Raw genomic sequence first — 19,642 nt, forward strand, 5'->3', positions numbered from 1 at the left:
TAACATTACATGAACATGTTATACCCTAATTAGCCATTGTCTGATCGGCATACCAGGCAATTTCAATAACGTTTCCGCGATCAGATCCGCATTGCTTTTCCTGTTCTTGTGTATAGAAAAGCCAGTAACATTCCAGTTGCAAACCCGCCGCAATGAGCTGCCCACGCTATTCCAGCTCCCGGACCTACCAATAAAGTACCAAGAGCTGTCGCGCCAATTAACAGATTAATCCCCATCAAGACTGCAACAAAAACCAGCACACCTCGCCATTTGTAACGAGGAAGAAGGACAATCGCAGTTGCCCCCATCGCTCCAAAAACGCCTCCGGACGCGCCATAGAGAAATATATCAAGGCCGGGTTCCGCAATTAGATATTCCGCAATTGCCCCTAACCACCCGGACAGAAAATACAATACAAGAAAGCGGGCCGGTCCAAATCTCCGTTCCACCATTGTCCCGAATGCCAAAAGCATCCCGGCATTGATTATCATATGGGCCCAATCATGATGCAAAAACATATGGCTGTTCAGCGTCACAAACAAATGAAACAAATTTGGAACAGTCGGATTTTCCAATATGGCGCTGACGACAGCCGGGCGAAAAGAGAAATTCAGCAAAACCCAGTTTTCCGTCGCCTGGGTTGTTACCAACATCAGTAGATGAACGATAAAAATAGCCGCCACCAAATACATGGTGACCGGCGGAACATTGAACATCGGTTCATCGGAGTTTGAATTTTGCGTCAAAAATGGAACCCTACTTTTTACCGGCGTTAATATTTCCGGCAGGAAAAAAACACAGGGTATATGTAATAGGGCTACTCTCCGTTTACAGCAAGAAATTCAGCAATTTTTTCATCAGCATACCCAAGGGACTTAAGAACCTCCGCGGTATGCTGACCGACCTGTGTCGGCGGTGCAACCTTAGTCATTGGGCTGTCTACATCGGCTATAAAAGGCGCACCGACTAGTCGTAGCGCATCCTCGAATCCTTGAATCTTACCGGTATCGATCATTATACCGCGATGTTCCAGTTGGGGATCCTTGACAGCTTCATGCAGTGTTCTAACTTCCTGAACGGCTATGCCAGCTTCGTTCATGATTTGCAGCCACTCTTCGGTGGTTTTCACCTTCAAAGCATCACCAACCAACGCCAACCCGGATTCCAGGTTTGCCTGACGAGCCTCAAATGTCGCGTAAAGCGGATCTTCGAGTAAATGCGCCAGACCAATCGCCTTGAGCACACTTTCATTCTGAGCAGAGGTAATAGTTGCAACCAGGATTTTCCCGTTCAGGGTATCGAAGCATCCGGCAGTAGGCTGCCGGGTTGGAGAATCGTTGCCGAGCAACGGCGGAATATTGCCGCGCACCATAAAGTCTGCCATTTGCGCCGCGGCCAACATAAGGGCGCTATCATACATGGCGACATCCAGATACTGCCCCTCTCCAGTGACATGGCGCCGGTTGATTGCCGACGAGACGGCAAACGCCGCATTAATTCCGGTGAACATGTCAATCACCATGATCCCGATGCGTGTTGGTCCGGTCTCTTCATGGCCGTTTAGTGTAAAAAGACCAGATGCCGCCTGAATGGCAGAATCATATGCCTTATCTCGACTTCTTGGTCCCTCCTGTCCGTATCCGCTAATTGAGCAATACACCAGATCAGGTTTGCGCTGTTTCAATGTTTCGTAATCAATCCCGAGTTTTTTGGCGACTCCGGGGCTGAAATTTTCGACAACAACATCAGCGTCCTCAACGAGTTTATAGGCTATCTCCCGCCCTGCTTCCGACTTCAAATCCAGCGCAAGGCTCTTCTTGCCCAGGTTGACCGTCAGAAAAGCCGGTGAAAGAAGCTTCGCCGCCATTTCGGGATCCGTCAAGGTTGTGCGCAATTGATCCCCTTTTTTCGGGGCTTCAATCTTAACAACATCCGCACCGAGCAGGGAAAACATCTGCGTACAGATCGGGCCTGCAAGAACCTGCGTAAAATCAACTACTTTTAGCTTTTCATAGGCACGCATCAGTTTTCCACTTTCGGTACGATCAAGGCATCGACGGCAACGGCGCCATTTGGAAGGACAATAAACGGGTTTACGTCAATGGTTTCAATGGTATCCGCGTTGGTTGCAGCAAAAACAGAGAGTTTCGATAATGCCTCTGCCAGTGCCTCTATATCTGAAGGCGGAGCACCCCGCACACCATCCAGCATCGCCCGCCCCTGAATTTCATCAATCATTCGATGCGCTTCATCGACCCCAAACGGGGCAAGCCGGAAAGTCACATCCTTCAAAACTTCAACGAAAACACCGCCAAGACCAAACATGACCGCAGGGCCAAAAACAGGATCACAAACGACGCCCATAACGGTTTCGACACCACCGGACACCATTTCAGCCACAATTACACCGTCAATTTTTGCGTCCGGCTTCGCTGTTTTAGCTCGCTCGATTAGAGTATCAAAGCCGGCAGCAACTTCCTCGGCAGTATCCAGGCTCAAGAGAACACCGCCAATCTCTGTTTTATGTAAAATATCCGGCGACGCGATTTTCATGACAACTTTTCCGCCAATTTTCTGCCAGACGGCCACTGCTTCCTCGCGGGATTGCACAAGTTCTTCCGTTGTTACCGGAACACCAATGCTGTTCAGCACTCGTTTTGCCTCATGTTCTGCAATTGGTGTGGTTGGCGCCGGCAGGGCTCCAGTTGGTAACGCAGGCGGCGCGTCCGGGCGGCCTCGCTCGAAAACCTCGCCGAAATGCATCAATGATGCCATAGCACGCACAGCAAGCGACGGATCCTCATAGCAGGGGATGCCGAGATCTTCATAGGTAGACACGACCTCATCCGGACCGATAATACTCATCATCATGATTTCATCGGCGTATTTTTCGCGGATATTCGTGAAAATCTGCTTACAAATATCCTTCGTAAATGGAGAAGCCGGGACGCTGGCCATATAGACGATATGCGCATCGAAATCCGCTTCATCAATTGTCATGCTGATATTGGCTTCCATCAGGCTTGGATCGTTTAGAGCCTGGGCGGTAAAATCAACTGGGTTCGTCACCCCTGCGAAGGGGATAAGTTCCTTCAATTTCTTTTGTGTCGAAACCGGAAGCGGCGCAACGTCCAGTTCGTATTTAACAGAGGCATCCGCCATCTGCACGCCGACACCGCCGGAAATTGTTTGCAGATCGATCTTCCGTCCCGTCGGATATCGACCATATTGACAGGCATAGGCGACATCCACAAATTCTTCTGTCGTTTCCGCACGATAGACGCCATATTGTTTAAACAAAGCATCATAGACCGCATCGGCCCCGGCAAGCGATGCCGTATGGGAAGCAGCTGCCTGTGCCCCCACATCCGTGCTGCCGACTTTCATGAAAATGACAGGCTTTTCCGCATCCCGCGCCATCTCCAGCGCTTTGCAGATCCGATCGGCATCTTTCATCCCCTCTGCATAGGCGAGGATCACCTTGACGTCCGGCGCTTGTGCGTAAAACTCAATGACCTCGGCAACATCAACATCGGATTCGTTTCCAGTCGTAACCCAATAATTTGAGCCAACACCGCGCAACTGGGACACCATAAATACATGAGCGCCGTACGCACCACTCTGGCTGACGATCCCCATTGGTCCCGGTGGCAGGCGCAACATTCCCGGTGCATTGGTAAAGGTTCCGTACCAGCTTGCATCCACATTAAAGACACCCAGACAATTTGGGCCAATCAGCCGCATGCCGCTTTCCTTGGCAATACCGGTGATCTCACGCTGAGCTTTCGCGCCGTCGTCACTGAGTTCGGCGAATCCAGATGTAAACATCACGGCGCTTTTAACACCTTGATCGGCGCAATCACGAACCGATTGAACAGCAATTTTTGCAGGAACAGCGATAATCGCGCAATCAACTCCTTTGGGGACATCCTGAATTTTACCGAATGCAGGCAAATCCTGAATAGTTTCCCATTTCGGGTTTACTGGATAAATATCGCCTTTAAACCCTAAGGTTTTCATTGAATTGATCGGTCGGCCGCCAATGCGGGACGGCGTGTCTGACGCACCAATGATGGCTACAGATTTCGGCCTGAGCATGGCTTCAAGCGAATGGGTCATGGATTGCTTCCTTCTTATCCCTTTATATATGTATTTATGTCAGGCTTTTGGCCAGAGAACTAGGCACTTTTATGGGAAGTGCCAATAATTGCTGCGCATAGGTTTTCGCCAGATTATCCAGATGCAATGTCGACGTCCCGCCGCCGCCCAAACAGTCAGTCAGCAAGAAATTCACTGCTCCCATTCCCGGAAGATCAAATCGGGTAACGTCCCCTTCGATTACATGAGCGAACCATTCCTTTACCCGATCTTCTGAAGCGCTTTCCTTGATCCAGGGTAAATACGCTTCTGACCTGGCGATAACACCAACATTCGCATTGTTGCCCTTGTCGCCGCTGCGCGCAACTGCCAGAGAAATAAGCGGAACGTCAACCAGTTCTTCATTAACCTCCGGCGGCTTGCCATCTCTGTTGGAGACCTGCTGCCTAATCTCACCGAATGTTTCGGGTACAGGCATTTCAAACCCGATATTCTTGTCGTTGACAAATACGTCAGTCTGGACGTCATTTTTATCGATCAGAAAAGCGAATTGCGCGACGACCGGGGTAATTTTTGGTCGGCCCGCCGCCCCTGCGGAACAGCGGCCCGTTGTCATGGAGAGACCAACGCCGGTTGTTTCCTTGGAGAAGAGCTCAAGAGCTGAACGTTCATCATGACGTACATCTATCTGCGTAATAATCTCGCGTGCCATCGGTGCCATCTGGTCAGCATTACCGCCCCAAAGTGTCTGGGCACCGATAATATGTGTCGCCGTATCCCGGTAGTCACCCAGGTTTCTTTCCATAAACAAGCGGCGGGTGCGTTTTATCAACGCGGCCGAAAAAGCTTCCCCTTTTTGAACCGCATCAAATCCGGTTATTACCGTAGAAGCAGTCGATCGGTATCCATCCATATAAGTGCCGGATACTTTATACGTCGCCGTAGGTGCACCGCCTTTTACGCCGGTTATTTCCAGCCAGTCTTTTTTGGTTTCCGTCAATGTAACATCTGAAAAATCGCAAATAGCATCCGGCATCACATAAGCGGAAGGGTCACCGATTTCATAGAGAATTTGCTCTCCAACGGAAAATTTGGAGACGATACCACCGGTCTCATCAGGTTTCGTAATAGCAAAACTTCCATCAGCCCGACAAACGGCAATGGGATATCCCATGTCATCCCAACCGCCCACAGTATCTTTCCAGTCCGTGAAATTACCGCCGGTTGCTTGCGCGCCGCATTCAAGAATGTGCCCGGCCAGGCTCCCCGAAGCCAGCTTGTCATAATCATCGGCGGACCAGCCAAATTCATGGATAAGCGGCCCCAGGGTAACAGCGCTGTCGACACAACGACCGGTAATCACGACTTCCGCGCCGGCATCCAGCGCAGCCGCGATGGGAAAGGCTCCCAGATAAGCGTTAGCACTGATCATTTTTTCAGGCATCGCTTTGCCGGAGAACATTTCTGTTACATCCTGCCCCCGCAATTCTTCGATGCGGTCCGTAAGATTGTCGCCTTCAACGGTTCCTATGTTCAATGAAACACCGGCATCGCTGGCAACCTTGGCCAGCGCTGCAGCGCAGGCCGCAACATTTACACCGCCAGCATTTACGACGACTTTTATGCCGCGCGTTTTAATTTCACTGATAAGCGGCTTCATGACCAAGCCAATAAAATCCTTGGCATATCCTGCCTCCGGATCTTTTTGTTTTGCCCGCACGAGAATGGACATGGTGACTTCGGCAAGATAATCAAATACCAGGTAATCAACATTGCCCTTCATCACCAACTGACGGGGTGCTTCCTGAGAATCTCCCCAATATCCGGAGGCTCCACCGATGCGAACGGTCTTTGAGGGTTCTAAATTGCTCATCGCTTCCCCCCTTCACCGGTTTCCTGCCAGGCAGGTTTTCTCTTTTCCGCAAAAGCAGATTGCCCTTCTTTTCCTTCGGCTCCCCGATTAAGAAGGGAGAATTTTTCAGCCGAAAACCGGATCATGTCTTCTTCCGGTACAGAGCCAACTTTCAACATAATGGCCTTGGTCGCAGCATTCGCCTTTGGTCCGCATTTCAGAACCTTGGCAACGACGTCTTCCAGGGTAGTGTCGATCGTATCGTCCCGGCACAGATATTGTGCAATGCCATATTCATACGCTTTGTCGCCGCCGAACCTCTCTGCGGTTAACGCCAATTGGCGTGCACGGGTAAGGCCAATTCGTTTCACCACATACGGGGCGATTTGGGCGGGTGCAACGCCAAGTGTGGTTTCCGGCATGCCCATTTTTGCGGTTTCCGATACGATTGTGATATCTGCAAGGCATGCATATCCCATACCGCCACCAAAGGCGGATCCTTCTACAACGGCGATAGTGGTCTGCGGCAGATTTTCAAACCGCAAAAAAGCCATGCCGGCCCCACGGTTTCTTTCCATAATTGGATCACTGTCTTCGGTAACGACATCTTCCGCCATATTTCGGCGCTCTTTTATATCGCCGCCTGCACAAAAATGCCCGCCTGCTCCGCGCAAGATTACCACACGCACTTCGTCTGAATTTGACAACCATTCAACAACGGCAGCAAACTCTTCACCCATCTGGCTATTGATTGCATTTCGCTGGTCAGGTCGATTAAAGGTGAGATTTAACCTTGGTCCCTGCACATCCAAAAGCAGAAACTCACATTTTGGTAGATCCGGCATTTTATGCTCTTTCTTTTTAATTTGGCCGACAAAATTATAATGCGGTCAGATATTGCTTAAACATATCCTTAAACCGCTCTATTTGGGGAGAAAGTTTTTCACTATCCCCGGCAATAATTCTTGTCAAAGCCAATCCACGGAAGGTGATCATCAGCGTTGACCGCCAGGATACGATTTCCTCCAGGTCCCGGCCAGTATCGGCGAATATTTCCTGCCAAGTCAGCGCGCGTTTTCGCTCCAGCTCATCTAGCGCGGATGTTATTGCAGCGCTAAATTCCGGATCATTTCGACCTCTCATGGTAATCTCCATAAAGGCAGTATAGGCTTCTCCCTGAAATCCCCGCCAATACTCGTCAAAAACCCGATCCAGCCTTTCCTGTAACGGCAGCTGTTTAAGCTGTTCGGTATTCAGATGCTCGACGAGCCGTGCCGCGATCTCATTGATACTGGCCACCAGAAGAGATTTCGGGCTATCAAAATGGTACTGTATGGCGCCGCGGGTCATGCCGGCTTCGCGGGCGACATCTTGTGTCGTGAGTTGAGAGGCCCCTTTATTGTGCAGCAGCTTTATTGCGGCATCCACGAGCTTCGTCCGGGTTTCTATGCGCCGCTCCTCCTGCCGTTTTCTCCCTGTGCTATTTGACTCAGCCACTGTTGCCATCAGCATCTATTCCTATGTAAAAATTGGTCTGCCATTGTCTGGCGAGAACCGGAAATATAGATCGCTCAAATTATCATTTGTAACATTCATTCATGAATGTTAGTATTTTCCCAACAAAAAGACAATCCAAATATACGATATGCTGAACTCATTTAGCACATCCGCTGGGCCAGAAGGTGGAAAATTAGCATGCAATTCACCCAAGAACACCGTGAGCTGTCAGACAGTCTCAAAAAATTTATCGACGCTGAAATCAACCCTTATGTAGATGAATGGGAAGAGGCGGAAATGTTTCCGGCCCATGACCTCTTCAAAAAAATGGGAAATATGGGATTTCTCGGAATCAGCAAACCGGCAGAATTCGGCGGCAGCGGATTGGATTATTCGTACGAAGCAGTCTCCTCTGAAGCACTCGGGTATATAAATTGCGGCGGTGTCGCCATGGGGATCGGCGTTCAAAGCAATATGGCGACCCCCGCTCTCGCCCAACATGGCTCCGATGCGTTGCGCCGAGAGTTTCTAGTTCCGGCCCTGCAAGGAGACATGGTCGCCTGCATCGGTGTGACGGAAGCAGAAGCCGGATCCGATGTCGCCAGTTTACGAACCAATGCTCGTAAGGATGGCGATGACTACGTGATAAACGGCTCAAAAATGTACATTACAAATGGGCTGCAAGCGGACTGGGTCTGCTGCCTTGCCAATACGGGAGATGGCCCTGCCCATAAGAACAAGACCCTGATCATCATACCCATGGATAGTCCTGGAATAACAAAACACAAAATAAGAAAAATCGGCATGATGTCGTCTGATACGGCGCAACTTTTCTTTGACGATGTCCGCGTTCCCCAAAGCAACAGAATAGGTGAAGAGGGACGAGGATTTATTTACCAAATGCAGCAGTTCCAGGAAGAAAGGCTGTTTGCTGCTGCCCGTGGCCCGCGTGTCATGGAAGAGGCCATCAACGAGACCATTGAATATACGCGGCAGCGAAAAGCCTTTGGTAAGTCCATTCTTGATAATCAGGTTGTAAATTATCGGCTGGCGGAGCTGCAGACAGAAGTCGAGGCGCTACGTGCCCTCACCTATCATGCGGTCGAAAGATATGTCGCCGGTGAAGATGTCACCAAACTGGCGTCCATGGCGAAACTCAAGGTCGGCCGTTTGCAGCGGGAGGTAATGGATAGCTGTCTTCAGTATTGGGGAGGACAGGGTTATGTCTGGGAATCGTCCATTTCCCGAAGATTTCGAGACTTCCGTTTAACTTCAATTGGTGGGGGCGCTGATGAAGTCATGTTGAAAGTCATCACGAAATTGATGGGAATATCTCCCTCATGATGCGGCATCCGTATCCAAAAGAATAAAGGCCCGAAACATGGACTTAACCGATCGCACGGAACATCTCGCCTTTCGCCAGGAAGTCCGTCAGTTTCTGGATAAACATAAGGCGACGGCACCTGAAGAAACCGCGCATTCTTTCCGGTTATCTCCGCGACCCTATACCGATACTGTCAAAGCCTGGCAAAAACTGCTTGTCAAAAATGGATATGCCGGTCGGACCGTACCAAAAGCCTATGGCGGCTATGGAGCAGAGCCTGACATTCTTAAAAACCGAATTATTGCCGACGAATTTTTCGCTGCTGACATACCGCAAGGGCTTTATAGTCAGGGCATTTCCATGCTCGTGCCCACACTTCTTGAGCACGGAACGGAAGAACAAAAGAAAACCTGGATTGGCCCGACAATTCGGGGGGATGTCATGTGGTGCCAGGGCTACTCGGAGCCAAATTCGGGATCTGATCTAGCCAGCCTGCAAACGAGCGCGATCGAGGACGGTGACGATTTTCTGATTAACGGGTCAAAGATCTGGACATCATCTGCACATATTACACCCATGATTTTCTGCCTCGTTCGGACAGAGCCTGATGCCTCCAAATATCAGGGGATCAGCTATCTGATTTTCCCAATGGATACACCGGGGATTGACGTGCGGCCCTTACAAACAATGACGGGGCACCCGTCCTTCAACGAAGTCTTCTTCACGGATGTTCGGGTCCCAAAAAACGCAGTAGTTGGTGGTCGGGGAAATGGGTGGAAAGTCGCCAATAGTACGCTTAAGCATGAGCGGGGCATGCTCTCAAACGCCAATGGCTCGCTGGAACGCCTGAACAAGATTTCTACGCTGCTCAAGAAGGAAATGCTGGACGGACGCCCGCTTTGGGAAAATAAAAATCTGACAGACCGGTTCGTCTCCCTGCAGGCTCGGGTTCAAGCTATGCGGTTTCATGAAATGCGGCTTTTGACACGCACCAAGGATGGCAAGGCTCCCGGACTTGGAGATATGATCTGCAAGCTTTTAGGCTGCGAATTAAACCACCAACTCGACGCACTCGCCATTGATGCCCTTGGTGAAATCGGCGTTCTTTATGATGGTATCCCTTCAGCGAAGGAAGATGGCATCTGGCAGCAATGGTATATGTATGATCTCGGCCTCATAATCGGTGGCGGCACAGCACAAATCCAAAAAAACATCATCGCGGAGCGGGGACTGGACATGCCGCGGGAACCGCGCCATCAGAAAGGTTCGTAACATGTATTTCGGTCTTTCTGACGAACAGCTCATGATACAGAACAGCTTTCGGGGCTCCCTGGAACGCAATGTAACACTGGATAGTATCCGCCGGATTAGTACGGGCGATGAGCCTTTTGACGGCGCTCTTTGGCAAGAACTGTCCGGGCTTGGCATGACCGCGCTTTTGATTCCGGAACAATATGGCGGTGCAGCTCTTGGTCTGATAGAGGCGGTTGTTGTCGCGGAAGAGCTTGGAAAAAGCGCCGCGCCTGTACCGTTTGTCGGAACAGCAGTTGTTGCGCCATTGGCGATCATGCTGATGGCTGATGAGACCCAGAAATCTGAATGGTTGCCCAGACTTGCCGACGGATCCGTCCGGATCGGTGTCGCCATTTCCGAGTTGGCCAGTGGTGCGCGGCGAGGTTCAGGCCTGACAGAGGAAAACGGGACTCTTACTGGCACGGCGTCTTTTGTGATAGATGCCGCCGGCGCTGATGCCTTTGTCGTTGCTGATCGCCAGCAAGGATTTCATCTGGTCGGCGCGGATTCACCCGGATTGGAAATCATCCATTCTCCCACCATCGATGGGACCCGCCCGATCGCTGAGCTGAAGTTTCAAAATGTGCAGGCATCCGGGCTTCCACAGACGACGTCTGACAAAATCGACAGAGTGCTCAATGCCGGTCGGATCATCCTGGCCGCGGAAAGCTTCGGCGCCGGACAGGAAATGTTGCGGCAAGCCGTGGCCTACGCAAAGGATCGCAAGCAATTTGACCGGGCAATCGGATCCTTCCAGGCTGTCAAACATATGTGCGCGGAAATGGCCGCGGAACTTCAACCCTGTCAGGCATTGATATGGTATGCCGCCTACGCCTTCGACGTTATGTCAGATGATGCAGAGCTATCCGGGTTGCTTGCAAAATCACAAATGGACGATGTCGGCCGCTTTGTTGCGCGTACCGCAACCGAGGTCCATGGCGGGATGGGATATACAGACCTGATGGGCCTGCATTTCTGGTTTAAACGCATCGGTTTTAACCGGGCAACATGGGGAGCGCCGGAAAAACTACGCGCCGATGCCGCCCGACTGCAAGGGCTGGGCTAGTTAAACTTTATATGGCTGCCGCAAGATAACTTGCCTGGTTTATCGCCCGTTTTGCATCAAGCTCCATGGCTTCATACGCACCGCCAACCAGCTGGGCTGACGCGCCCTCTTTCACCAGTTGATCAAAAAGCTCTCGTTTTGGTGTCTGCCCGGCGCAAATGATCACTGTATCAACGTCCAGTATTTCGTATTGATCATTGATCCGCAGATGCAATCCGTCATCATCAATCTTCAGATACTCAACCCCATTGATCATTTTTACACCCCGTCTGGCCAGTGCCAGGCGATGTGTCCAGCCAGTGGTTTTGCCAAGGCCGCGTCCAACCGGTGTGGATTTGCGCTGCAGCAATGTAACTTCCCGATCTGCCGCCTCGACCACGGGCTCTACGCCTGTTACGCCGCCGCGGGGATGGTTTTCAAAATCGATACCCCATTCTTTGGCAAAAATGTCAATATCAAGAGCGGCCGATTTACCCGCATGCATAATCTTCTCGGCCACATCAAACCCGATGCCTCCGGCCCCCATAATTGCAACTTTTTTCCCCACAGGGACCGCTCCGTTGATGACATCAATATAGCTCACTGCTTTTTCATGGGTGATTCCTTCGATGTCGGGAACACGCGGTGTAATGCCTGTTGCGACGATGACTTCGTCATATCCTTTTGCCAGCAACATCTCTTTATCTACAGATATATTGAGATATAGAGGTATTTTTCGTTTCTCGATGATGCGGTTAAAATAGCGGATCGTCTCGTAAAATTCCTCCTTGCCCGGGATCTGTTTTGCAAGATTAAACTGCCCGCCAATTTCAGAGGATGCATCATAAATCGATACGCTATGGCCCCGCTTGGAAGCGACATCCGCATAGGCCAGGCCAGCCGGGCCAGCGCCAATGATCGCAATATTTTTCGGGTTTTCGCTCTTCACGTAATTCAGTTTGGTTTCATGGCAGGCCCGCGGGTTTACCAGACAGCTGACTTCCTGATGGCCGCCAAAAGTATGATCGAGACAGGCCTGATTACAGGCAATGCAGGTATTGATCTCGTCCTCGCGACCTTCTGCTGTTTTTCGCATAAACTCCGCATCGGCCAGCATTGGCCGCGCCATGGAAACGATGTCCGCATCGCCTTTCACAAGAACAGCCTCCGCGACATCGGGCATGTTAATCCGGTTACTGGTGATGGTCGGGATGCTCAGCTCTTTACGCAATCGCCCTGTCACGCCGGCAAAGGCTGCGCGGGGGACCATGGTCGCAATGGTCGGCACGGCTGCTTCATGCCAGGTGAAATGAGTACTGATAATATTCACGCCGACCGCTTCCAGTTTCTTTGCCAGCGTAACGACCTCATCCCAGGACATACCGCCCTGCAACATGTCCATGGCCGCAATTCGAAAAACGAGAATAAATTCCTGTCCGACAGCCTCGCGAATACGGCGCATCAGCTCAAGCGGAAAGCGCATCCTGTTTTCGTAGGAGCCACCCCACTGGTCGGTTCTTTGATTGGTTTTTTCGACGAGAAAAGTACTGACGAGATAGCCCGCAGATCCAATCATCTCGATCCCGTCATACCCGGCCTCCTGCGCCCTTACAGCGCAATTCACCATATCGGCAATTTGTTTCTCAATCCCTGCTTCATCCAGTTCATGGGGCGTATTGGGTGAGATCCGAGACCGGACTGCTGAGGGTGCCACGGCCCCTTTATTCCGTGCGAGAGGGCCCATATGCAATATCTGCATACATATTTTCACATCCGGATCCGCCTCATGAACCGCTTCCGTGATCAGCCGGTGCTGGGCGGCTTCTTCCCTCGTTGATAGCTTGGCACCCATACCACCTTCAAGATTTGGCGAAATTCCGCCGGTGATGATCATACCAACACCTCCACGCGCCCGTTCCGCAAAATAAGGCGCCATGCGCTCAAATCCATCTTCCAGTTCTTCCAGGCCCGTATGCATGGAGCCCATAAGGGCACGGTTCTTCAACTGAGTGAATCCCAGATCAAGCGGTGAAAACAAATTCGGGTATTTTTCAAATGCCGACATGATGCTACTTCTCTTTTTTATCGAAATTCTTATGCGTGACGCGTTCCTGCGGCAGGTGGTGTCCGCGCCGGTCCGGCAAAGCACTGAGCCACCGCCATCCACCGTGTCGCAATTTCACCGGTAACCTTTAATGAAGTATCGGCAATATTGCGGGTCTGTGTGACAACCTGACAAAATTCCGCCGCATCGCCCTCAATCAGGTCTGCCGAGTTGTTATCATTCCATTCCCAGATAGCTCCTGAAGGAGCCTTTAGCCGCACATGCGGAACATTCTCAGGTATGGGTTCTTCGCGGTTTTTAAAGGTCCAGCCAAAGGTATTGATGCCCATAACGGCAATGCTTTTGATCCGATCCTCATTTTGCCGTTCGGTCCCCAGCAAATCATAAATCTCTTGAGCGTGCGACCAGGTTTCCATCAGCCTGGCAGAAATACTGCTTCTTGCACTCATACTGGGACCAACCCATTTTAATCGCTGTTTTGGATCAGCCGCATAAAAACGATCCGCCATTGAGTGATAATAATCATGCCAGGCATCCCTGAGTGCGATCCCTTTCAAACCTTTGAGCATTTCATCAGTCGCCTCAACCAGTGAGCCGGATTTCTCCTGCAATCCTTTTAACTCAGTATAGGTTTGCACGAAGGCGTCTTCGTCTGACAATGTCAGATCCGCCACATAATTGAAATAATGCAGATGTTGCAGGACGTCATTAATTGTCCAGTCCCTGAACAATGTGACTTTGTCATATTCAGCCTCTGACAATGGTTTGATAAGATTGTAAAGAGCTTCACTCTCATCTTTAAAGTCGTAAGCTTCTGCTAACATCCGTCTTCTCCTACCTTTACTCTATCGGCTTATTCTGCCGCTTCTATTTCGATCAAAAAATCGTCTATGGCAACCTGTTGGGAAGCGAGTGCCGCTACCTCGCTCACCACACCATCGATATCGGCCAGAATATCATGCTGCATTTTCATGGCTTCTAAAACAGCCAAACGATCCCCTGCATTAACATCATCGCCGGCCTGCACGAAAACCTCCAGCAAGGTGCCATGCATCGGTGCGACAATCCTGCCGTTCCCCGCCGCGATTTCAGCATTTTGCGCAAAAGCGATCGAATTACGGAAATGATGGGTAACGCCATGCTCCGAAATTTCAAGAACATTATCTGTAGATCCATCATAATGAACGCGGCGGCGCCTGTCATTTACAGTCAGTGTGGCCGTATCATTTGTGATGGAAACAAGGTCAATGAGGATGACGGTATCCCCTAAACGTACTTCGTAAGAGCCATCCCGCATCGGAGAGACAGTCAGATCAATTGTTTCTTCACCCCAACTATAGATATACCGGGTCAGCAAGCTTCCGCCACTGGACCAATCTTGCAACTGAGGGCTTCCAAAAATCGCCTTGGTCCGTACTTTCTCCCGCTCGCAATGATACTGTATAACGGCGGCCGTAGCCGCTTGTTCTGGCGCCGGAAGATCGATTTTTAGATCCTCATCGGAAAATTCCTGTGCGATAAAGGCCGTTGTTGCCGACCCTTCTGCAAAACTGTCTTTTGACAACACATCTATCAAGAACCCGCGATTGGTTGTCAGGCCAAATAAGACCGTTTCCTTGAGCGCATCGATTAACCTATGCCGGGCTATTTCTCTTGTTTCACCATATGTTACCACTTTGGCAATCATCGGGTCGTAGAATGGCGAAATATCCTGCCCCGCCTCTATACCACTATCAAAGCGGACTCCCGCTCCCGCCGCCGGTATCCATTTCGAAATCGTCCCAGTGCAAGGTAGAAAGTCCTGCGCTGTGTCCTCAGCGTAAAGGCGCACCTCAATAGCATGCCCGGTCAGTTCAATATCCGATTGTTCCAGCCCAAGCAAACCGCCTTCCGCTACTTTAATTTGCAGAGCCACCAGATCAAGACCGGTGATAAGTTCGGTTACCGGATGCTCCACTTGCAGGCGCGTATTCATTTCCAGAAAATAGAAATTTCCACCGCTATCGAGTAAAAACTCAACGGTTCCAGCGCCCCGATACTGAATGCTCCGTGCTGCCTCCACGGCGGCGGCCCCCATTTTCTCGCGCAATTCTGCTGTCATTATCGGACAGGGAGCTTCCTCAACCACTTTCTGATGGCGCCGCTGGACGGAGCAGTCGCGTTCGCCAAGATGAATAACGTTACCATGGCTGTCTGCGAACACCTGGACTTCCACATGCCGCGGCTCAAGAATTGCTTTTTCCAGAATTAACTCATCGGAGCCGAAAGCGTTTAGAGCCTCAGACCTTGCAGAGGCCAACGCGTCCGTCAGGTCCGCAGCGTCCCTCACCAGACGCATCCCGCGGCCACCACCACCTGCCGCAGCTTTTACCATGATCGGGAAGCCGATAGTCTTCGACGCTGCAATCAAGGTATCGTCCGATTGATCCGCATCTTCATACCCCGGAACGCAGGGTACATTAGCCGCAATCATTCGGCGTTTTGCAGCTGCCTTATTGCCCATCAAGTCTATGGAGTCAGCTGTGGGTCCTATGAACACGAGGTCCGCAGCGTCGCAGGCACGGGCAAATTCCGCGTTCTCCGACAGGAACCCGTAGCCGGGATGGATTGCTTCAGCCCCGCTTTCCTTCGCCGCTTTCAGAATCCGATCCATATCAAGATAAGATTGCCCGACCGGAGACGGCCCGATATGTACCGCATCATCGGCCATTTTCACATGTGGCGCGTCCGCATCCGCATCGGAATAAACAGCAATGGTTTTATAGCCGAGACTTTGCGCCGTCCGCATGACACGGACGGCAATTTCCCCGCGATTGGCAACTAATATGTTCTGGAAGTTTCTCATTTTTCTCTAACCTGCAAATTTGGTTCTTTTATTTTTATTTCGCTCAATATCCCTACAGTCTGGCGACACCAAAACTGTTTGGATGCAGGGTTCGATTGCGCGCCTCCCAGCATGTTTGCAAAGCAAATCCCAATACCTTTCGGGAATCCCTTGGATCAATGACACCCTGATCAAGCAACCGGCCGGACGTATAAAAGGCATCTGCCTGGCTATCAAAATGATGTATGAGCCTCGCTTTTTGAGCAGCGAAGGCCTCTTCATCAACGTCCTGACCTTTACGCTCCGCAACTCCGCGCGCCACCTGCTCCATGGTTGTCGCCGCCTGCTCTCCGCCCATTACGCCGGTTTGAGCGTTTGGCCAGGCAAAAAGAAAATCTGGCTCATACGCAAAGCCCCCCATTCCGTAGTTTCCAGCGCCGAAGCTCGCACCGATGTAAAGCGTAAGCTTTGGCACCCGGACATTGGCGACCGCCTGGATCATTTTGGAGCCATGCTTGATCATGCCACGCTGTTCATATTCTTTACCGACCATATATCCGGTAATATTATTGAGGAAAATAATCGGAATATCCGCTTGGTCGCAAAGCTGGAAGAATTGCCCTCCTTTCGCGGCACTGTCCGGATCAATGGGTCCATTATTACCGACAATACCGACGGCATGACCATAGATACTTGCCTGCAGACAGACGAGAGTTGATCCGTAACGAGGTTTGAATTCGTCAAATTCCGAGCCATCCACCAGTCGGGCGACAACTTCACGGACATCATAGGGTTTCCGGTAATCCACCGGAACGACACCGGCAATTTCATCCGGATCGTAAATAGGCTCTTCGAAGGTCTCTATGGTCGGCCGGGCACAGTTCTTATTCCAGTCAAGCCGTCCAACGATATCCCGGGCGATTAATAATCCGTGCGCGTCATCTTCTGCCAAATACTCAACCAAGCCGGTAGTCGTCGCATGCATTTCTGACCCGGCTAATTCTTCTTCATCGGAAATTTCTCCCGTGGCCGCCCGCACAAGCGCCGCGCCGCCTAAAGATGCCCGGCCGCGTCCCTTAATACCAATGACGTAATCGCTCATGCCGGGCAGATAGGCCCCGCCCGCGGTCGACGGCCCGTGCAAAACAACGAATGTCGGTATGCCCGCAGCGCTCAGTTTGGCCAGACGTTGAAATCCACCGCCACCCCATGCCCAGGATTCCACCTGATATTTCAGCAGATTCGCCCCGGCACTTTCAACCAGGTGAACGAAGGGCAGCTTTTTATCAATGGCTATGTCCTGACAGTTACGCAGCTTCTCACCGGATTTCTGCGTCATGGCTCCCGCATTAATTCCGCTATCACTGGCGCATATCATACATCGAACGCCATTGATAAATCCAATGCCCGTTATGGAACTGGCGCCGGGAATACTTTTTTCCCGATCATCCGTATCCACCATATAATTTGCCAGCCCAAACAACTCCAGAAAGGGCATTCCAGGATCCAGTAAACGCACAACACGCTCCCGCGGCGTCAGTTGCCCGCGCTGTTCGAATATGGGACGACGGCGTTCCGATAGATCCCTGGCTCTGTCCTTTAGGGCGTGAAGGTCGTCTATCAGAGACAACATCTCTTGCCGGTTCGTAACATAAGAATCGGAAGTCGATACAATCTTGGACGTAAAGGCAGTCATTCGGGGCTCCCCGTTTTTTATTGTTTTTTATTAATTCTTGATAACATGAATATGCCAACAGAGTTAGAGAAAAGGTGCCGAACAGCTGTGTATTGCTGCAAAGTCATACCTTGGATTATCAGACCTCATCTCAGATCAAACCTATTGTTATCTTGTTGTCACCCTGGATAGAAGCGACCGCTCAAAAGAGGATTGCTTTTTCTTTGGATCAACACTATCATTCATGAATGAATGTTTCAAATTGTAATTACGGATGGCAAACTCAAGATACATAAAAAAATGGTCTCCAAATAAGCTGGAGCGTTGTGCTCGGATTTCAGGATACCAGGTTACCAAAAAATCTGGTGTTTGCAGGAGACACAATCTAGACTGCACCCGTATGGCATATGAAATGGTTGCAACAGGTAGTGATCATTTATGCGCTTCACACGACATAAAATGGCACTAAGAATAATAAATAAAAGGAGCCGAAAGAGATGGAAGTAGGAATATTGGCCTATGGTGGATACATTCCCCAAAGCCGATTACAGCGTAGCGAAATTGCGAAAGCACATAGCTGGTTTAATCCCGGATTAAATGGCCTCGCGAAAGGTGAGCGGGCGATGGCGAACTGGGACGAAGACAGTGTGACTATGGCTGTTGAAGCGGCGCGCGACTGTTTAGGAGATATGGATCGCGATGCGATTTCCGCCGTCTATATGGCCTCAACCTCTTTTCCCTTCAACGATCGACAAAATGCCGGGATCGTCGCCGACGCCCTGAATTTAAAATCCGGACTTCAAACCATGGATTTTTCGTCCTCGCAACGGGCCGGCAGTGCTGGCCTCTCGCTGGCCCTGCACGTCGCCAAGGGAAGTAGTGAACCGGTTCTTTACACGACAGCCGAGAAACGCGAAACCCGCGCAGCCAGCCCGTTGGAATTCACCTCTGGTGATGGTGCTGCAGCCTTCCTCGTTGGTCAGGGCAAGGTGATTGCAAAATTGCTTGCCAGCCATACCGAGGCCGTGGACTTCGTCGACCATTTTCGCGGTGAAGGTGAAGCCTATGACTATAGTTGGGAAGAACGTTGGGTCCGTGATGAGGGCTATTTGAAAATAGTTCCCGCAGCGATCGCCTCCGTGCTGGAACAAAGTGACGTCGACCCCTCCTCAATTACAACTTTTTGTTTTCCTGTGGCCGCGAAGCGTATTGCTGCAACTCTGGCGAAACAAATGGGTTTTCCCGAAACCTCTGTTGCTGACAATCTGCAAGCCAATTGCGGAGAAACCGGCACAGCCCATTCGATGGTCATGCTGGCGCAGGCGCTTCAGAACAGTAAACCCGGTGACAAAATTCTGGTCGCGAGTTTCGGACAAGGCAGTGATGCACTATTGTTCGAAGTTACTGATGAAATCGCCAATTTAGCCCCGCGTATGGGCATCACCGGGTATCTCGCCCGTCGTTACGCCGAATCAAACTACAATAAATTTCTGGCCTTTCACGATCTGATCAATCTCGAGCGGGGCATTCGCGCTGAGACCGATAAGAAAACCGGTCTGACCACATTGTACCGTAACAAGAATATGGCGCAACGGATGCTGGGCGGAAAATGTACCCAATGCGGTACAGCTCAGTTTCCGAAAAGCAATATGTGCGTAAACGAGAATTGCGGCGCCGTCCATACGCAAGAAGACTATCCGTTCGCGGATCGAATTGCCCGCGTCAATTCCTTCACCGCCGACCGGCTTACCTATTCACCGGACCCACCGGCATATTATGGTATGGTCCAGTTTGAAGAGGGCGGACGGCTAATGAGCGATTTTACGGATATTTCGCCTGAGTCGGATGTTGAAGTCGGTATGGCGATGCGCATGGTGTTCCGTGTGAAAGATTACGACAACAAGCGTGGATTTAGACGCTATTTCTGGAAAGCGACTCCCGTAGCCGCTGCACAAAAAGGAGAATAACA

General features: G+C 50.9%; 14 protein-coding genes. 4 read left to right on the top strand and 10 right to left on the bottom strand.

Features of this window, described 5'->3' with window-relative positions; translation table 11 throughout:
* Window positions 1-80: 80 nt before the first annotated feature.
* From NBZ79_RS16320 to NBZ79_RS16345, 6 genes are all read right to left on the bottom strand, one after another.
* Window positions 81-746 (bottom strand): rhomboid family intramembrane serine protease, encoded by a 666-nt coding sequence (locus tag NBZ79_RS16320; RefSeq protein ID WP_251933607.1) that lies wholly within the window; start codon window positions 744-746, stop codon window positions 81-83.
* 71 nt (window positions 747-817) lie between these two features.
* Window positions 818-2,023 (bottom strand): CaiB/BaiF CoA transferase family protein, encoded by a 1,206-nt coding sequence (locus tag NBZ79_RS16325; protein WP_251933608.1) that lies wholly within the window; start codon window positions 2,021-2,023, stop codon window positions 818-820.
* Window positions 2,023-4,119: an acetate--CoA ligase family protein gene (locus NBZ79_RS16330; RefSeq protein WP_251933609.1), complete on the bottom strand. Its 2,097-nt coding sequence runs from the start codon at window positions 4,117-4,119 to the stop codon at window positions 2,023-2,025. Before NBZ79_RS16330 ends, NBZ79_RS16325 begins: the two co-directional genes overlap by 1 nt.
* A gap of 34 nt (window positions 4,120-4,153) precedes the next feature.
* Window positions 4,154-5,971, bottom strand: coding sequence for an acyclic terpene utilization AtuA family protein (locus NBZ79_RS16335; RefSeq protein ID WP_251933610.1), 1,818 nt, complete (start codon window positions 5,969-5,971; stop codon window positions 4,154-4,156).
* Window positions 5,968-6,795: an enoyl-CoA hydratase/isomerase family protein gene (locus NBZ79_RS16340; protein ID WP_251933611.1), complete on the bottom strand. Its 828-nt coding sequence runs from the start codon at window positions 6,793-6,795 to the stop codon at window positions 5,968-5,970. The genes NBZ79_RS16335 and NBZ79_RS16340 overlap by 4 nt, the downstream gene beginning before the upstream one ends.
* A gap of 34 nt (window positions 6,796-6,829) precedes the next feature.
* Window positions 6,830-7,456: a TetR/AcrR family transcriptional regulator gene (locus tag NBZ79_RS16345; RefSeq protein ID WP_251933612.1), complete on the bottom strand. Its 627-nt coding sequence runs from the start codon at window positions 7,454-7,456 to the stop codon at window positions 6,830-6,832.
* 189 nt (window positions 7,457-7,645) lie between these two features.
* On the opposite strand from NBZ79_RS16345, the gene NBZ79_RS16350 reads away from it, so the two are divergent.
* From NBZ79_RS16350 to NBZ79_RS16360, 3 genes are read left to right on the top strand one after another with little or no spacing between them, the layout of a single operon-like run.
* Window positions 7,646-8,791 carry an acyl-CoA dehydrogenase family protein gene (locus NBZ79_RS16350; protein ID WP_251933613.1) on the top strand — a complete coding sequence of 382 codons (1,146 nt, stop codon included), beginning with the start codon at window positions 7,646-7,648 and terminating at the stop codon, window positions 8,789-8,791.
* 37 nt (window positions 8,792-8,828) lie between these two features.
* Window positions 8,829-10,043, top strand: a complete 1,215-nt coding sequence (locus NBZ79_RS16355; RefSeq protein ID WP_251933614.1) for an acyl-CoA dehydrogenase family protein — start codon at window positions 8,829-8,831, stop codon at window positions 10,041-10,043.
* A gap of 1 nt (window position 10,044) precedes the next feature.
* Window positions 10,045-11,130, top strand: a complete 1,086-nt coding sequence (locus tag NBZ79_RS16360; protein ID WP_251933615.1) for an acyl-CoA dehydrogenase family protein — start codon at window positions 10,045-10,047, stop codon at window positions 11,128-11,130.
* Window positions 11,131-11,137: 7 nt separating this feature from the next.
* Here the strand turns inward: NBZ79_RS16360 and NBZ79_RS16365 are convergent, their stop codons facing one another.
* Genes NBZ79_RS16365 through NBZ79_RS16380 form a run of 4 tightly spaced genes read right to left on the bottom strand, consistent with a single transcriptional unit; the run spans window position 11,138 to window position 17,694 of the window.
* Window positions 11,138-13,174 carry an oxidoreductase gene (locus tag NBZ79_RS16365; protein ID WP_251933616.1) on the bottom strand — a complete coding sequence of 679 codons (2,037 nt, stop codon included), beginning with the start codon at window positions 13,172-13,174 and terminating at the stop codon, window positions 11,138-11,140.
* A 29-nt stretch (window positions 13,175-13,203) separates the two neighbouring features.
* Window positions 13,204-13,998, bottom strand: coding sequence for a TIGR03084 family metal-binding protein (locus tag NBZ79_RS16370; protein ID WP_251933617.1), 795 nt, complete (start codon window positions 13,996-13,998; stop codon window positions 13,204-13,206).
* Between the two features lie 29 nt (window positions 13,999-14,027).
* Window positions 14,028-16,019: an acetyl/propionyl/methylcrotonyl-CoA carboxylase subunit alpha gene (locus NBZ79_RS16375; protein ID WP_251933618.1), complete on the bottom strand. Its 1,992-nt coding sequence runs from the start codon at window positions 16,017-16,019 to the stop codon at window positions 14,028-14,030.
* A 52-nt stretch (window positions 16,020-16,071) separates the two neighbouring features.
* Window positions 16,072-17,694 carry an acyl-CoA carboxylase subunit beta gene (locus tag NBZ79_RS16380; protein ID WP_251933619.1) on the bottom strand — a complete coding sequence of 541 codons (1,623 nt, stop codon included), beginning with the start codon at window positions 17,692-17,694 and terminating at the stop codon, window positions 16,072-16,074.
* Between the two features lie 476 nt (window positions 17,695-18,170).
* Between NBZ79_RS16380 and NBZ79_RS16385 the strand changes: the two genes are divergently transcribed.
* Window positions 18,171-19,640 (top strand): hydroxymethylglutaryl-CoA synthase family protein, encoded by a 1,470-nt coding sequence (locus NBZ79_RS16385; protein WP_251933620.1) that lies wholly within the window; start codon window positions 18,171-18,173, stop codon window positions 19,638-19,640.
* The last annotated feature ends 2 nt before the right edge of the window (window positions 19,641-19,642 follow it).

Origin of the sequence: Sneathiella marina, from assembly GCF_023746535.1 — a bacterium.
In the GTDB taxonomy this organism is placed as follows: domain Bacteria; phylum Pseudomonadota; class Alphaproteobacteria; order Sneathiellales; family Sneathiellaceae; genus Sneathiella; species Sneathiella marina.

Excerpts from the sequence above, each read along its gene's own strand:
- NBZ79_RS16345 (WP_251933612.1), bottom strand. The coding sequence starts at position 7,456 with ATGGCAACAGTGGCTGAGTCAAATAGCACAGGGAGAAAACGGCAGGAG.
- NBZ79_RS16335 (WP_251933610.1), bottom strand. The coding sequence starts at position 5,971 with ATGAGCAATTTAGAACCCTCAAAGACCGTTCGCATCGGTGGAGCCTCC.
- NBZ79_RS16365 (WP_251933616.1), bottom strand. The coding sequence starts at position 13,174 with ATGTCGGCATTTGAAAAATACCCGAATTTGTTTTCACCGCTTGATCTG.
- NBZ79_RS16325 (WP_251933608.1), bottom strand. The coding sequence starts at position 2,023 with ATGCGTGCCTATGAAAAGCTAAAAGTAGTTGATTTTACGCAGGTTCTT.
- NBZ79_RS16350 (WP_251933613.1), top strand. The coding sequence starts at position 7,646 with ATGCAATTCACCCAAGAACACCGTGAGCTGTCAGACAGTCTCAAAAAA.
- NBZ79_RS16380 (WP_251933619.1), bottom strand. The coding sequence starts at position 17,694 with ATGACTGCCTTTACGTCCAAGATTGTATCGACTTCCGATTCTTATGTT.
- NBZ79_RS16355 (WP_251933614.1), top strand. The coding sequence starts at position 8,829 with ATGGACTTAACCGATCGCACGGAACATCTCGCCTTTCGCCAGGAAGTC.
- NBZ79_RS16360 (WP_251933615.1), top strand. The coding sequence starts at position 10,045 with ATGTATTTCGGTCTTTCTGACGAACAGCTCATGATACAGAACAGCTTT.
- NBZ79_RS16370 (WP_251933617.1), bottom strand. The coding sequence starts at position 13,998 with ATGTTAGCAGAAGCTTACGACTTTAAAGATGAGAGTGAAGCTCTTTAC.
- NBZ79_RS16330 (WP_251933609.1), bottom strand. The coding sequence starts at position 4,119 with ATGACCCATTCGCTTGAAGCCATGCTCAGGCCGAAATCTGTAGCCATC.
- NBZ79_RS16340 (WP_251933611.1), bottom strand. The coding sequence starts at position 6,795 with ATGCCGGATCTACCAAAATGTGAGTTTCTGCTTTTGGATGTGCAGGGA.
- NBZ79_RS16375 (WP_251933618.1), bottom strand. The coding sequence starts at position 16,019 with ATGAGAAACTTCCAGAACATATTAGTTGCCAATCGCGGGGAAATTGCC.
- NBZ79_RS16385 (WP_251933620.1), top strand. The coding sequence starts at position 18,171 with ATGGAAGTAGGAATATTGGCCTATGGTGGATACATTCCCCAAAGCCGA.